At 57.5% G+C, this 15238-nt stretch carries 14 protein-coding genes and 1 riboswitch; of the genes, 5 read left to right on the forward strand and 9 right to left on the reverse strand.

The window, feature by feature from the left end; all coding sequences use genetic code 11:
• Window positions 1-357 precede the first annotated feature (357 nt).
• Complete coding sequence (locus K227x_RS04685) at window positions 358-1350, forward strand: NAD-dependent epimerase/dehydratase family protein (protein ID WP_145168354.1); 993 nt, start codon at window positions 358-360, stop codon at window positions 1348-1350.
• A gap of 91 nt (window positions 1351-1441) precedes the next feature.
• Entirely contained in the window at window positions 1442-1933 is a 492-nt protein-coding gene (locus tag K227x_RS04690) for a DinB family protein (RefSeq protein WP_145168356.1), read from the forward strand.
• Between the two features lie 13 nt (window positions 1934-1946).
• Here K227x_RS04690 and K227x_RS04695 read toward each other — a convergent pair whose 3' ends face one another.
• The 3 genes from K227x_RS04695 to K227x_RS04705 all read right to left on the reverse strand — a co-directional run bounded on the left by K227x_RS04695 (window position 1947) and on the right by K227x_RS04705 (window position 5576).
• On the reverse strand, window positions 1947-2966 hold the full coding sequence (locus K227x_RS04695) for a potassium channel protein (RefSeq protein ID WP_145168357.1): 1020 nt from the start codon (window positions 2964-2966) through the stop codon (window positions 1947-1949).
• A gap of 46 nt (window positions 2967-3012) precedes the next feature.
• The gene (locus tag K227x_RS04700) at window positions 3013-3465 is read right to left on the reverse strand and encodes a DUF1844 domain-containing protein (RefSeq protein WP_145168359.1); all 453 of its coding nucleotides are present in this window, start codon (window positions 3463-3465) and stop codon (window positions 3013-3015) included.
• A 428-nt stretch (window positions 3466-3893) separates the two neighbouring features.
• Window positions 3894-5576, reverse strand: a complete 1683-nt coding sequence (locus tag K227x_RS04705) for a CTP synthase (protein WP_145168361.1) — start codon at window positions 5574-5576, stop codon at window positions 3894-3896.
• Between the two features lie 194 nt (window positions 5577-5770).
• Between K227x_RS04705 and K227x_RS30245 the strand changes: the two genes are divergently transcribed.
• A complete protein-coding gene (locus K227x_RS30245; RefSeq protein ID WP_218933778.1) occupies window positions 5771-6148 on the forward strand; it encodes a hypothetical protein in 378 nt (125 codons plus the stop codon).
• Here K227x_RS30245 and kdsB read toward each other — a convergent pair.
• Window positions 6113-6913, reverse strand: coding sequence for a 3-deoxy-manno-octulosonate cytidylyltransferase (kdsB, locus tag K227x_RS04715; RefSeq protein WP_145168363.1), 801 nt, complete (start codon window positions 6911-6913; stop codon window positions 6113-6115). The two genes, K227x_RS30245 and kdsB, sit on opposite strands and share 36 nt — an antisense overlap.
• 128 nt (window positions 6914-7041) lie before the next feature.
• Window positions 7042-7306, forward strand: a riboswitch (cobalamin riboswitch).
• Between the two features lie 215 nt (window positions 7307-7521).
• Between kdsB and K227x_RS04720 the strand changes: the two genes are divergently transcribed.
• Together K227x_RS04720 and K227x_RS04725 are read left to right on the forward strand one after the other, a co-directional pair.
• Complete coding sequence (locus tag K227x_RS04720; RefSeq protein WP_145168365.1) at window positions 7522-8322, forward strand: DUF1559 domain-containing protein; 801 nt, start codon at window positions 7522-7524, stop codon at window positions 8320-8322.
• A 36-nt stretch (window positions 8323-8358) separates the two neighbouring features.
• Window positions 8359-9345 (forward strand): DUF4465 domain-containing protein, encoded by a 987-nt coding sequence (locus K227x_RS04725; RefSeq protein ID WP_145168367.1) that lies wholly within the window; start codon window positions 8359-8361, stop codon window positions 9343-9345.
• A 319-nt stretch (window positions 9346-9664) separates the two neighbouring features.
• On the opposite strand, the gene K227x_RS04730 is transcribed toward K227x_RS04725, so the two are convergent.
• The 5 genes from K227x_RS04730 to K227x_RS04750 all read right to left on the reverse strand — a co-directional run bounded on the left by K227x_RS04730 (window position 9665) and on the right by K227x_RS04750 (window position 15070).
• On the reverse strand, window positions 9665-10741 hold the full coding sequence (locus tag K227x_RS04730) for a transposase (protein ID WP_145168369.1): 1077 nt from the start codon (window positions 10739-10741) through the stop codon (window positions 9665-9667).
• Window positions 10742-10981: 240 nt separating this feature from the next.
• Window positions 10982-13033, reverse strand: a complete 2052-nt coding sequence (locus K227x_RS04735; protein WP_145168371.1) for a PTS sugar transporter subunit IIA — start codon at window positions 13031-13033, stop codon at window positions 10982-10984.
• A 90-nt stretch (window positions 13034-13123) separates the two neighbouring features.
• Complete coding sequence (locus tag K227x_RS04740) at window positions 13124-14056, reverse strand: NAD-dependent epimerase/dehydratase family protein (RefSeq protein ID WP_145168372.1); 933 nt, start codon at window positions 14054-14056, stop codon at window positions 13124-13126.
• A 172-nt stretch (window positions 14057-14228) separates the two neighbouring features.
• Window positions 14229-14804: a hypothetical protein gene (locus K227x_RS04745; RefSeq protein ID WP_145168374.1), complete on the reverse strand. Its 576-nt coding sequence runs from the start codon at window positions 14802-14804 to the stop codon at window positions 14229-14231.
• Window positions 14805-14875: 71 nt separating this feature from the next.
• A complete protein-coding gene (locus tag K227x_RS04750; RefSeq protein WP_145168376.1) occupies window positions 14876-15070 on the reverse strand; it encodes a Flp family type IVb pilin in 195 nt (64 codons plus the stop codon).
• Window positions 15071-15238: the final 168 nt, after the last annotated feature.

Consider the following 15238-nt stretch of genomic DNA (forward strand, 5'->3'; position numbering starts at 1 on the left):
TCCGTCGCTGCGGGTTCCCACCGGCAGGATGCAGCCCGTTGGGGGCTGCTTAGACGCTGGGGACTGTCGGGCTTTTGTTCCTGTTTTGGCGGTGTGGGAACCGTTCTTTGGCCGAAGTAAATTTTGGTATCCGAGTGAACTTGGTCCCCGAGTGAAACGGGACCCCAGTGGTTGCGGGCCCCAAGTGGATCCTGTCCCCGGGTGAAACTGGGGCGACGCGCCTATCGACTCGGGGCCGCCTATCGACTCGGGGCCGCCGATCGGATCGGATGGGTCAGCGGATTCCCGCAAATGCCTATGGGCTGCCGAATCGCGATTTTGTTTTTTTTGCCACCTCTTAGTTACTCAAGACGCAACATGTCGAACCTTCACTGTCTGATCACCGGCGGCGCCGGATTCATTGGGTCTCACCTTGCCGAGTCCCTGCTGGGACAGGGGCATCGTGTGACGGTCGTCGATGATCTTTCCACCGGACGGGCAACCAACCTCAGTGGCATCATCGATCATCCCGGGCTGACCTATGTCGAAGGCACTGTCGAAGACGAAGCGTTGGTGGCGCGGTTGGTCGATAAGGCGGACCGCGTCTACCACTTGGCCGCGGCGGTCGGTGTCGCGCTGATCGCAAGCCAGCCGATCCAAACCATCGAACGAAACATCTACCCGACCCAATTGATTCTGAAACGCTTGGGCGAGCGAGCGTCGCGGGGTGACTTTGCGCCCTGCTTCATCGCCAGTACCAGCGAAGTCTACGGTAAGAATCCGAAAGAGGTTTGGACCGAAGAGGACGATTTGGTGTTCGGTTCGACAACCAAGCCGCGATGGAGCTACGGGGTGTCCAAGGCGATCGATGAATTCTTAGCACTGGCGTTCCACAAAGAGAACAAATTGCCGGTCGTCGTGGGGCGGTTCTTTAACGTCGTCGGCCCGCGTCAGACGGGCGCCTATGGCATGGTGCTGCCACGATTTGTGGACGCAGCGCTGCGTGGCGATCCCTTGGTCGTGCATGACGACGGGAAACAGATCCGCTGTTTTGCACACGTGGGCGATGTCATCGGCGCGGTCACCAAATTGGTGGATACGCCGTCGGCAGCCGGGCGTGTGTACAACATCGGCAGCGACGTGCCAGTGTCGATCCTGGAACTGGCACAGCGTGTGATCGCGCGAGTGAATCCGGAATCGAAGATCGATTTTCAATCGTACTCAGACGCCTACGACGAGTCGTTCGAGGACATCCGCCGTCGTGTTCCCGATCTGACGCGAATCAGCGACACCATCGGCTATGCCCCGACAAAAGATCTGGATGCCATCATCGATTCGGTGGCCGAGCACCAGCGAACACTATTGGGCTGATAAGGTCTAATGGAAATCGCCTGCCGTCACGGCGTTTTCCAGCAGCCGATCGGTTGCGCCTCGTTCACACTTGCGACCCTGAGAAAGAAATATGGATCCGAAAGCTCTGATTCGCCAAACGATTGCATCGACCGAATTCGTCTGCAATGCCTATCTGAATGACCTTACCGACGATGAACTGATGCATCGCCCGGTCGAGGGAGCCAACCACATCAATTGGCAGTGGGGGCACCTGATCGCTTCAGAGCACATGTTGGGACAGATGATTCCGGGGGTGACGATGCCATCGCTTCCAGAGGGGTTCGCCGATAAGTACAGCAAGGAAGCGGCCGCTAGCGATGATGCGTCCGCATTCGAAGACAAGGCGACACTGTTGTCGGTTCAACAGCAACAGCGGCAAGGCTTGCTGGCTGTCTTGGATGGGATCAGCGACGAAGCTCTTTCCGACCCGGCGCCCGAAGCGGTCGCAACCATCTTTCCTAATTCGGCTGCGATCATCTTGTCGGCCGATAGTCACTGGATGATGCACGCCGGCCAGTGGGCGATTGTGCGTCGGTCGTTGGGCAAACCTGCGTTGTTTTGATCCGCGATTTTGGTCACACGATTTCTTCGTTATCGTCGGCCAAGGCGGACAGAGTGGCTTCGGACCGTTTTTGCAGCCGTTTGATCTTTCGCTGAATCTGGCGGGCTTCGGATTGCACGTCCGAAAGCCGCCGCTGCAGTTTTTGGATGGATCGATCGGGATCGCGATGCAGGAAGCGTTGGAACATGTCCAATAGTGTCAGTGCCCGCAGCGCTTTGACGGCGGTGCCGCGAAGCCGATAGACGCGGGCCAGTTGCGTCAGTTGCTGAAGTTTCAGCAGCTTGGTTGCACGCATCCACTGCAGCGTTCGCATGAACGAAAACACTGGCAGCGAAATGATCGCCAAGTCGATCCAATGTTTCTTGCAATACGCCAGTTTCTTGTCGGCCACCGACAGCATCAGGATGAATTCCAGTGCGAATGCAAACCAGATGACCCCGGTGCCGACATGCAAGATCAGACGCAGCCAGGTGTGCTGTGCCACTTGGGCTTTCAAGAAAAATTCGATCACCAGAACAGGCAAAATCAGCATCGCGATTGCGATCATCGGGATGCTGAAGGTGCGCTCGAGTCGCTCGCGAAGGCGGCGGTTGGTCTGTCGCCATCCCAACCCGGGCAGCCACAGTCGGCCATTCATTTCCGGGCTTCGTGCGCCAATCCTTAGCGATGGGCATAGGCAGATCAGCAACGCAAAGGCCTGCGATTTCCAGGTCGACGACGTCCACGGTCGGGTCGTCCAGTGCCAGACTGATTCGGCGATCACCACGGGCCAGGAAATCGCCATGATCAGCCCTGCCAGTTCGATGATGCGGTGACTGACCACTTCGTTGGTGATCATCGATCGCAATCGCGTCGTTTCTGGATTGCTGGGGTCCAGCGACGTCAGTGCGTTTTCGCTGAGGTTGGGGATGTCGACCCAGACCACGACCAGGATCGCCTGGGCAACCAAGAAGCTTAGCGATAGCCCAAACATCACCGGCGCAATGCGTCCGGCGATTTTGAGGCGAATATCGGTTCGGTGGAGTCGGTTCATTCTACTTTCTCCAGGCCGAAACGGTCTGCAACAGGGGCGCAGAAGGTCAGTCGGCCTTCGGCGGTGCTTTGACGCTGACATAGGCCATTCGCAGCGCGTGCAGAGCTTCCGAGAGCATCTTTGCTTCGTCGTCGGAAAGGTTGCCCTTGGTCTTCACGCCCAACATCTCCATCGTATCGATGTAGTGTTTAGCATAGGGCTTGTTGATCGTGGGTTGGCCCGTGTTGGGGTCAGGGAACTGCCCCAGCGTCGCCATCGCCTGGGTGAAAAGCATCGAAATCAGAACTTCGAACGATGCCGGTGGTGGTGGCGGGATTTCGTCGGTCGCAGGTTCGGAAACTTGAGCAGACGGCTCTCTGGCTGCCGTTTCCGTCTCCGGCGGCGCCGCTACTTCAGCGGGCTCGCTTGCGTCGGCCGCAGCCTTTTCCTTCGCGACTTGTTCTTTCCAATCGTCGTCGACGATGATCTTCGGTTCTTCGTTGTTCTCGGATTCAGTCATCTGAAAGTCTCCAGGAAGTTAAGGCGGATCAATGAATTGGGTTGCCACCGATGCAGCCCCGCGGCGGGTGGCTGCCGGCGGGTCACGGAAATTGGCGGCGGTGATCGCCGTGCAGGGGGCGTCACAGAGTGGTTGTCCTGCGGCGGTCGAGTTCGCCGTTGCCGGTTGTTCGCAACGATTGGGTTCGCATCGCCGACGGTTCACGCGGACTACGCGTTCGCACAGGGAACGGTTCACGGGGGGGCCCGATTGAAATCGAGCCCCATATCCCAGTGTCCCGGTGACCCATCTCCAAGCGAACGGTGTCTTAGCGAACGGTGTCTCAGCGAACGGTGTCTCAGCGAACGGTGTCTCAGCGAACGGCACTCTGGTGGCAAACAATCTAGCTGCCGATCACGCACTGCGTGTCGGCGAAGCGAATGCTGGCCTTACGAGTTTTCTTGCGACGAACGGTCCGACGCTGGCTGTTCGCTCTGGTTCGATGTCCCGGCTTCTTTGGCGGCCCGGCTTCGTTGTCGTTCGATCGCCGCTTCGATGAATCCTGCAAACAAGGGGTGAGCCTTGAGCGGTTTGCTCTTGAATTCCGGGTGGAACTGAACCGCGACGAACCACGGGTGGTTGGGGATTTCAACGATTTCGACCAAGCCACCGTCGGGGCTGGTGCCGGCGAATCGCATACCGCCCGCTTCGAATTGTTGGCGATACAGATTGTTGAACTCGTACCGATGGCGATGTCGTTCGTCGACCGTGTCGGCGTCGTAGGCTTTTCCGGATCGGCTGTGGCGATCCAGTTTGGCTCTCTGGCTGCCCAATCGCATCGTGCCGCCCATCTGTGTAACGTTTTGCTGTTCGTCCAACAGGCAGATCACCGGATGCTTGGTGTCTTTGTCGAATTCGCTGCTATGGGCACCGTCCAGGTTCATCACGTGACGCCCGTACTCGATGACGGCGCACTGCATGCCCAAGCAGATTCCAAAGAACGGGATGCCGCGTTCGCGAGCGAACTTGATCGCTTGCACTTTGCCTTCGATCCCGCGTTCCCCAAATCCACCGGGCACCAAGATGCCTTGGTAACCGCTAAGCAGTCGTTCGGCGCCTTCGCGTTCGATATCCGAACTTTGGATGCGTCCGATCCGGATCTGCGTCTGGTGCTGCATCCCGGCGTGGTCAATCGATTCGTAGATCGATTTGTACGCATCCTTGTGTTCGGCGTACTTGCCGACCACAGCGATCGAAATTTCGTGACGTGGATTGCGAAGTCGGTGCAGCAGTTCCGTCCACGGCGAAATGTCTAGTGACTGAGCCGTGTGCAGTCCAAGTTTTTGGACGATCAGTTCGTCCATCTTGTTTTCGACCAGCGACAACGGAACTTCGTAGATCGAAAAATCCTTGTCCTTTTCCTCGATGACCGCTTCCACGGGCACGTTGCAGAACAGTGCGATCTTTTCGCGATCGTCGCGGCTGATCGAGTGCTCGCATCGACACACCAAGATGTCTGGCTGGATCCCGATTTCGCGAAGCTGGCCGACGCTGTGCTGGGTAGGCTTCGTCTTCAGTTCGTCGGCTGCTTTCAAGTACGGCACCAACGTCAGGTGCATGTACAGGCAGTTTTCGCGGCCGATGTCCAGCGAAAATTGGCGAATGGCTTCTAGGAACGGCAGACTTTCGATGTCGCCCACCGTGCCACCGATTTCGGTGATCACGACGTCGACGTCATCGCCGCCCATCCGCTTGATCACCGATTTGATTTCATTGGTGATGTGCGGGATGACCTGAACGGTTTTGCCCAGGAACTGGCCTTTGCGTTCTTTTTCAATGACCGACAGATAGATCTGCCCGGTCGTGTAATTGCAATCTCGCGTCAGCAATCCCGACGTGAATCGCTCGTAGTGGCCCAGGTCCAGGTCGGTTTCGGATCCGTCGTCTAAGACGTAGACCTCGCCGTGCTGATAGGGGCTCATCGTGCCAGGATCGACGTTGATGTACGGATCCAGCTTCTGCATGCGGACCCGCAAACCCCGCTGTTCAAGCAGCATTCCGATCGAGGCACTGGTTAGCCCCTTGCCGAGAGAACTGACCACGCCGCCGGTTACAAAGATGTGTTTCGTCATGGAACGAGATCATAGCGAACCGAGTCCGATTTGTGACGGGGTTTCCGGCCCAGGTTTTGACGGATTGATTCGATCCGCCGCAGGTCCCCCCCGCAAAACCCGAATTTTACTTGCTCTGGGCTATCCATTCGGGTTCGTCCCCCTGAATCGCTTGGCCGCACGCTGGAATGCGTCGGGGGCGGGCTGTCGGCCGGGTGATCCGCTGGGTGATCCGCTGGGTGATCCGCCGGGTGATCCGCTGGGTGATCCGCTGGGTGATCCGCTGGGTGATCCGCTGGGCGGGGGAAGGACGCGAGCCAATCGGTCCCGTGTCGCCCCTTACCGGTCGGATCACGCCCCGTGCCGCCGATGCCATCCAGTCCGATGCCATCCAGTCCGATGCCATCGAGTCCGATGGTCCCCGACCCGATGATGTGCAAACCCTTGGATTCTTCGAAGCAGTCGAACCCTATGATGCAGTGGAGGACCAGGGAAAGACAGCAAGGGGCGCGGTGAATGGGGGATACCCGGCGTCGGCCGGTGTGGCCAATCGGTGGCTAGCGGGCCGCCAGTCTGGCGGCGAAGGCTTCTAGGTCGGCTGCGGTGTCGATGCCGGCGGTCGCCGATGGGACGCGAGTGACCAGGATTTTTTTGCCTGCCTCGATCGCTCGCAGTTGCTCTAGCTTTTCGGTGGTTTCCAACAGACTGGCCGGTTGGGATTCGAACCAGCCCAAGAATTCACGTCGATAGGCGTACAGTCCCAGGTGGTGCCAGTAGATCGGCGGCTCGTCGTGGATGCGGTCCGCTGGATCGCAGTCGCGAACAAATGGTACGGCGGCCCGGCTGAAGTACACCGCCCTGCCCCGCCCCGCCCCGCCGGGCAGCAAATCGCTATCGGCCCGATAGCCGCCCATCACGATTTTTACACAGTTCGGTGTGCTCAGTTGGTCGAGGCTGCGAATCGGCGTGCCCGCGGTAGCCATGTCAGCCGACGGGTCGTCCATCAGTAGCCCCGCGACCGAATCGATCGTCGCCGGGCTGATCTCCGGTTCATCGCCTTGAACGTTCACAAAGACGTCGACCTCCGGCATCTGCCTGGCAACCTCGGCGATCCGGTCAGTGCCGCTGGTGTGGTCGACGCTGGTCATGATCCAGCGGCCGCCGAAGGACTCGACCTCCTCGGCCATCTGGGGGGCGTCGACGGCGACGACCACGCCGTCGCAGCGTTGGGACCGCATCGCCGCGTCATAGGTATGGTGCAGCACGGATTTGCCGCCCGCCCTGCGAAGCAGCTTTTCGGGCAGCCGTGTCGATGCGAGACGAGCAGGAATGACAATGTGGCAACGGGCCTGGGACATGACAGGGGACCATTCGGAAGCAAAGTGGCAAGTGAACCGGCTGTGAATTTAGAGGGATTCGAGGAATCAAGGCACGGCAGATTCGACAAAATCAATGGTTTGACACCCCGGCTGCTCGTCGATACATTCCGACTTCAACGATGGACGGTGATGCTTTCGGTGTTTTGCCAAAGCATGACAGGGAACTTCGGTGCAATTCCGAGACGGCCCGGCCGCTGTAATCGATGGGAGAAAACGCGTGTTTTGCGTATTTTTTCGCCGCCACTTCAATCTGATTGCCATTGCGAATCTTGCCCACGCTCTTCACCGAAGATTGTGGGAAAGGACGCGAGAAGGCGAAGTCATGGCGGGGCATCGAGTAGTCAGAAGACCTACCGACCATCGGGCGCGACGTGACTTTCTTGGGTGAAGTCCGTGCCGAGAGCTGAGCCGTCATGATGCCGGCGAACGATGTCGTTGGAATTCCCGATCGCGGGTGCCAGCCCATCGAACAGGCTTGCGTACCGTTCAACCTATTTTGCCGTTTTGCAGATCCGCTGCGTTTCGAGATCCGTCGATTCCTGTGGGTGATCGCGTGCGCCGTGACGACTGATGCATGGGGTGTCTAGATGACTGGACCGAAGTTTGCCGGAGAGGCACGCGGATTCACGTTGGTCGAACTTCTGGTGGTGATCGCAATCATCGGCGTTTTGGTCGGGTTGCTGTTGCCAGCGGTGCAGTTTGCTCGTGAATCCGCCCGGCAAACCAGTTGCCGCAACAACCAGCACCAAATCGGACTGGCTTTGCACGCCTATCACAACATGCATCGATCGCTGCCGATCGGGTGCCTGGGATGGCGCCCTTGGCGGGGACCGATGACGAAAAAAAATCTGGCCTGGTCCGCGTTCCTGTTGCCGTTCGTCGAACAGCAATCACTGTATCAGTCGATCGATTTTGATCTTGCCTTTGACCATCCCGACAACGCTGTGGCTGCGGCAACCCCGGTCCAGACCTATTTGTGCCCCACCGCGATCCCGCGTGGCGGACCCCGTGGCGAAACCAGCTATGGCGGTCTGTATGGGGAATTGATGGTCGACCGTCGCAGCGATGATGGCATGTTCCTGTATGACCGAGTGATCGCGTTTCGTGATTGCCTCGATGGGCTCTCCAACACCATCGCCACCGGCGAAGACATGTTGGGACCCGACAGTGAATGGATCAACGGTGGCAACGTGTTTGTGCAGTCGCATCCGATCAACGATCCAACCGTCTGGATCGGCGATAACGAAATTCGATCGCTGCATCCGGCCGGCGCGATGGTTTTGTTCGTCGATGGTTCCGTCCATCTGCTCAACCAATCGATCGACGAGGTGCTATTGGGCCAGTTGATCACGCGAGCCGGAAGAGAAGTCTTGACGTCTGAGTTCTAAACATCCTGTCACTTGCTTTCTAGAAGAACTGATCCGATGAAATTTCATATGTGCCTGATGGCCTGCCTGGCCTTCGCCACAACTGCAACCGCCGACACCGTCACCTTCGAAGGTCTGCTAACCAGCCCGGACTCGTTTTACAACGGTGAACCTGCTCTCCCAGGTTGGACCGCGGGTGAGGTGTTTTTCAATAATGAGAAATCGACTGCTTTCGAGTACTGGGAAGGGTGGAGCTATTCCAATGTTATCGATGTAGCGACTCCTGGTTTTGAGAACCAATATGCATCGGCCGCAGGGGGCGGATCGAATGGATCGGGCGGCACCGTGGGGGGGCAAACCTATGCTGTCGCTTTTGAAAATGGTGCTTACTTCAATCTTCCCGAAATGACCGTGGTTCGTTCGGCGGATGTCACCAATGCGACTTATGCGAAATTGTCGATGGAAAACGGCGATGGTTTTGCCAAAAAATTTGGCGGCGATACCGGAAACGATCCCGACTTTTTTACCGTCACCTTCGAAGGATTTTCGCAGGTCGACAAGGCGGGTACGTCCACCGGAACGGTCGAGTTAGCGTTGGCTGATTTTCGGTTCGCGGACAACGCCCAGGACTTTATCTTATCGTCCTGGCAGAACTTAGATTTGACCGGACTTGGCAGTGCCCGTTCAGTAGCTCTTTCATTTGCGTCGTCGGATGTCGGCAGTTTCGGGGTCAACACACCGAAGTATCTGGCCTTGGACAATTTGACGATCGTCGCGGTGCCTGAACCTTCGACCGGACTAGCAATCGCCGGACTGGCGATCGGCGGATGGGTACTTCGTCGCCGCCAACAAAGGGACCAACAAAGGCAACAAAGGGACAGCCACCAGGCCGGGACCAACAAAGGGACAGCCACCAAGCCTAATCGGCCGCCTCCCAAAAGGGCCACCCACTTTCCGGTTCCCAGAAGTTCCCTCTCAAAAAGGGCCACCCACAAACTGGAATCCGTTGGGAGTGGGGGCGTCCTGATTTTCGACGTTGTTTAGCCTCTTTCTCTCGCTTGCGGAGGCGTCGGGAAGGGCTCGATAGCGTAAAGGCAACAAAGGGACAGCCACCAAGCCTAATCGGCCGCCTCCCAAAAGGGCCACCCACTTTCCGGTTCCCAGAAGTTCCCTCTCAAAAAGGGCCACCCATAAACTGGAATCCGTTGGGAGTGGGGGCGTCCTGATTTTCGACGTTGTTTAGCCTCTTTCTCTCGCTTTTGGAGGCGTCGGGAGGGGCTCGATAGCGTAACCACCTTTCACTGCTGCCGACCGCGCAGCAGCGAACCCCAATGACGCCAGAGAGGCTTTTTTAGAGAGACTTTTAGGGCGAAGAGATGCCCAGCGGGTTCTCTCGGGCGCACAGCCAACCCTGGCCGCGACGAGATGCCTCGCTAGCGAGGCTATCAGGCGTGCCGGCTGCACGTTTGAAGATGCGGCCAAACCGCCGGACCGCATCACACCATCCGGGTGCATCCGTGCCGATCCGCTTTAAAATCGGTCGCAGATGATTTGGGATGCTGCCGATCTTGTCCGCACGCAGTTGGCGGCCCGTCCAATCCAGCAGTTCTAGATAGTGCGGCATTGACACTTTCAGGAACCCCTTGCAGCTAGCCCGGCGTCCCGATTCATCCAGGTCTGGTCCAGGTTCATCCACCCGTTCGTCGATCTCGACCGGGCTGATCCAACCGCTGTGACGTCGGTGACGGCTTCGTTCCCACTGATGCATGCTCAGTCGGCGTCGATCGTGTTGTTCTTTCCAGTCATCGATCCGTTCCTTGACGCCGGTGTATTTGCTGGACTCCGGTGTTTCGGCAATGGCTGCTCGGACAGGGTTCAAGTCGACGTAGGCGGCGCATGCCAGCAAACTTGCTTCGTCCAGTAGAACTTGTGCCTTGAAGCGACCTTCCCAGAAGTGGCCGGTGACATCGTCCTCCGCGTTGCTGCGTCGAGCAATGTTTTCGGACGTGCAACGCATCCACCAGCTGATGTCAGATAGACGCTGGCGTCGTTCCGCCAGTACGTCCGGTTGATTGAGAATCGTGTCCAGTTCGGGCTGGCTTGGCTCAGCAGGCGAACCATCCTTGTCTCGCCGTTTGGGGAACAAACGTAACCACCGGCGAGCGACCTCGTCGTCCGACCAGGCTGCCGTGATATCGGGCCGACTTCGAAGCACAAGGTGAACGTGATTGTGCATGATCGAAAACGTCAAGCAATCGATCGCAAATACCGATGCCAATAACTCTAGGCGGTCGCGAATCCAGCCTCGGCGATGCTCATAGGACTGGCCACTGAGGGGATCTTCGCCACACAAAAAAGCACGCCGGACGCACCGCTGGGTGCAATGCACCACCTGCACTTCGTGTGGATTAATCACCTTACCACGGGCTAGGCGAGGCATCACATCGACTCCGCAAGACGAGGAACCAGGGAAGAAATGCATCAACAATTGAGATTGTCAACGATTTCGACCCACCCTGTCAAGAAAATTTTGCTTATGTCCCATTGGTCTCGAAAGAGAGACTAGGTGCCTGTCCCTTTCTTGTTGCTGCCTGTCCCTTTCTTGGAGAGAGACTCGGTGCCTGTCCCCTTTTGGGGGCGGGGAAGAAGGACTTAATGCCTGTCCCTTTTTGGGGGGCGGTTAGACCCAGTGTGAGTTTTCTTCGGCGGGGACCTCGTCGGCGTCTAGGAATGCTAGGTGGTCGCGTTTGAAGAACCGGTTTAGCAGAGATCGCAGTGGCACTAGCAGGACGATGAAGACGGGGAACATGATCTGGATCGGACCGTACGGGATCACGTTGACGATGCACAGCACGACGAGGGCGACCAGTTGCACCAGTGTGAATAGGTGGATGGTTCGCGTCGGCACTCGGCGGGTGTAGTGATTGATCGGGTAGAGCGCCGAGTCCATGAACAGGTAACCCAGTCGTTCGATAAACTGGATGCCACGTAACGACGCAAAACCCATGAACAAAAAGATCCCGTACAGGGCCGCCATCGGGACGTATTCCAGGAGCGGCAGCGCCAACAGCGTGCCTGCGATCAACGCATGAATGGCAACACCCGTCACTCGGTTCTCTTGCACATGAATGATCTCTTGCCGCTTGTCGCCACCGCTAGCGACTTCCTCCACCGATGCTAGTGCTCGCATATGAGCTAGCGTGCGAACGGTCGCTGCAACCATCCATGGCCAACCAAAGAGTGAACAGAAACCGATCAGCCCGCCGACAACCGCTAGGTCCAGGTGATACGTGTCACCCTTGGTCAGCTTGTTTTCGGGGCTGTTGAGCAATCGGACGGTGATGTTCTGCGATAGAAAAACCAACACGGTTGCCAACGCCGCCGGCAACGCCGCTGCAAACTTGATCCATGTCGGGACGGCGCCCAAATTTACGAAGATCGATCCGCTAGCGGCTTGTGAGTCCCCACCGCTGACCGTCAATGTTTCTAATGTCGACGCGTCACCCAATGTCCACGCGACTGCGATCATGCACACCAACGCGATCGAAGGCCCAAAGTCCGCCAGGAACTCTCGGATCCAAGGCAGCAGATAGCGGCTGGTGCGAATGCTGGCTAGCGTCATGGCGATGTAGAAAGTGCCGACGGCCAGAACCAGTGCCAACAGAGCCTTTTCGTGCGACACCGCTTCGTCGGCGCGGAACTCGAAAAACAAAGCTTGGATGGCTTTGTAGATATAAATCAACGACATCAAGACCGAGAAAATCTCGTCGGTGAACCGCGTAAAGAATCGCATCATGTTGCTGACGTTGAACACCGCCAACAGCATCGTCATCAGCGCCGTCCATAGACCGACCCATCCGTAAACGCCCAGGAACTGGTCGCCATATCCCATGTCCCCGCAAAGTTCGTACAGGATGATCGTGAAGACCAGCAGCGGTCCGATACCGCCCAAAATGATCAACGGTTGACCCGCGAACAACGCGTAAACGAGCCCACAGAACGCCGTCGACATCAGCATCTCGGGGGCGCCGATCGAACCGCCCGTTTCCAGCCCCATCAGTCCGCCGAAAGTCACCGCCGGTGCCAGACAGGCAAAGAACATAAAAACGATCGACGCGATCGATTTGACTTGGAATCCGGATTTGAAATCGTCGATGTAATGTGGCAGCCGACGACGGATATCGGAGATCAATCCCGCAAACGGCCACCCACCGGCACGCAGACCCGCAGGCACTTCACGCGGTCGCGGCGGCGCTGCCAACACTGTGCGATTGATATGCCGTTCGATTGCATCCAGCACGTCCTGCTGAGACGTCGCATAGGTCGTTTCAAAGTGGAAAACGTTATCCGACATCAATCGCGCGATCGACGAAAGCGTATCCAAATGCTGGGTCGTCTGATCCATCGACCCGATCATCAAAAAGATGTAACGCGTCGCGATGCCGTCGGGGGCACCCAGGTTGACGGCGTTCTTAAGTCGGACGAACACCAATGACGATCCGCTAATCGCTTCGTCATAGAAATGGGGGACTGCACAGGCGTGACCGATCACGGTGGGGACCGCGCGTTCGCGCTGTAGGATCCCGTCGGACACCATCTGCCGTTGCTGTTCAGGCAGTCGTCCGGTTTGGACCAGAAAGTTCACCGCCGACTCGACGATCTCTTCCATGTTGCGCGCTTCGAGGTTCAGCAGGCAGCTGCCCTCGGAGATCGATTGAAAAAGAAATTTCACGGAACGGTGATCTTTTCTGCGGGATGCGGACGAAGTTTGGACGCTAGGCAACCTAGCAAGTCGCTGGGGCCGGTGTTGGCGATGCCGAGATCATCGAGACGTGCCGAGGCGAATGTGGTCGACCAGTTGCTGGATCGTGGACTCCAACAACGACGTTCCTGAAAACGTCACGCCCAAGCGGCGAATCTTGGCTGTGTCGATCTCGTGTTTGGATTGTTTTGCAGTCCCGGTGATCGCGGAATCGCTGCCTGAGAGTCGACGGGCAATCGTGGCCACTTCGTGAGTGCTGATCAGGCGGTCGCTGCACAGAAAGGTTTCGCCGGCAACCGTTTCGTCGGTCTGAATCAGAGTGTCGATCGCTGTGGCAACGTCGTCGACGTGCACCGACTTGCTGCCTCCGCTAGCGTCCACCGATCGGCCGGCAACGATGTCGCGGATGATCGCATACCACTTGGACGATTCCACGGGATCAGCGACTCCGTAGATAGCGGTCGGACGCAAAGTGCAGACGTTCAGCTTGCCCGAAAACCCATAGGCATGAACGATCGTTTCAACCGATGCTTTGTAGGCACCGTACAGAGACGATGGCCACAAGGGATGTGTTTCATCAATCGAATCCCCTGGCAGGATGCGATCGTGGACGGTGCCGGACGAAACAAAGACAAATTTTTGGACCTTTGCAGCGGCAGCCGCCTCGATCAATTGCAGCGATCCAATCACATTGCTTTGGAAGTACTCCACGGGATCGTCGGGGGCATCGACGAACGATGCGCCACTTCGTTTCAGGCCCGCGTGGATGATCACATCGCTTTCGGCGGCCAGTTGATCCGCTGCATCACGGTCGCCTAATCGGCCTTCGATCCACCGGATGGCTGACGGATTGGTCGGGTCGTTGGGGGATTCCCAAAGTGGACGCTCGGTATCCGGACGCCGCCATGCGACGACTTGATGCCCAGCAGCGAACATGTGTTTCGAAATCGATCGGCCCAAGAATCCGGTGGCGCCGGTCAGTCCTATTTTCATCCTTAAGGTCAGCCCATGAGTCGGGAGCGAAGGCAGTCGGCTATGACTTTCGATCGCTAGTATGGCGAATCAGGCCTAGGCTGTGAGTCTGGCCGGATCGAAGGGGGAAATATCTTCCCGGCAGCACCGATCAGGGTCGGTCGATGGTTGCTGTGCCGCCGCGAAGGCGATTTTAGCTGCCGACGGTGGCCAAGAAGTCCTCGGCATCCGCATCGGTGCTGAGGGCTGATTCGATTTCCGCAGCACGGTCTTCGTCGGACATTTCACGGACCTGTTTCGATGGAACACCCTCGGCCAAAACGCGCTGGGCATCGATTTTCAGCTCGCGTAGTTCGATCACTTCTTGTCGTAAATCGTTGAACACGTCAGCGAAATCGGTCCAATAGTCACCCTCGCGGAAGCTGAGTGGTGACTCGCTTTCGTCGTCCACTAGTCGCTGCATTTCGCGGCGCAGACGGAAGATTGGGCCTGCGAATCGATTCGTCAATCGAAGCATGTCGTAGGCCACCAACGGCGTCAGCAAGATCAAGCCCGGCGCCCAATAGATGGATTCGTCGAGACATCGGAAAATCGCCTCGCTGATCGTCGTGTCCTGGCGGGACATCGATTCGGTGAACAGCAGGATGACTGCAAAATATACCGTGCATCCGATGCTATAGAGACCGGTTCGACGCAGCAAAGAACCCTGCACGTGGTGGTCAATCAGCAGTTGTTGACGCCGAAACTTTGGACGCGGTTCTGATGTCATCTGGTCAATGTCTCTTGGTCGTCGATTACGATGGAAAACGCTGGAACCGCAACTTGGCGGATACTTCCGGATCAGTTGCCAATTGCGCCGGCAATCGCGTCACCCGACGAATCGAAACTATCGCGTGTGGCGTCCGCTAGAAAGGTAACGGAGGTCATGCAGACCGCGATGATCAGAGCCAGCATGACGGCGTACTCGACAGCGGTCGCTGCGTCTTCCTCGACCATGAATTCGAAGAAGGTGTTTTGAAGTTTGCCCAAAGACATGGTCTGACCATTAAGACAGGTTCGAAGCAGTTGGATGGGAAGGCGTCTGCGCCCCGCGGGACGCCTTGAACATGTTGCTATGGAAACCCTAGTGCGCGCCGCTGCGTAAGGAGAGGTAACGCTGGTGATCAGAGCAGTGAAGGTGCCGAATATAGACGGTTTTGAGTG

Origin of the sequence: Rubripirellula lacrimiformis (assembly GCF_007741535.1) — a bacterium.
Taxonomy (GTDB): domain Bacteria; phylum Planctomycetota; class Planctomycetia; order Pirellulales; family Pirellulaceae; genus Rubripirellula; species Rubripirellula lacrimiformis.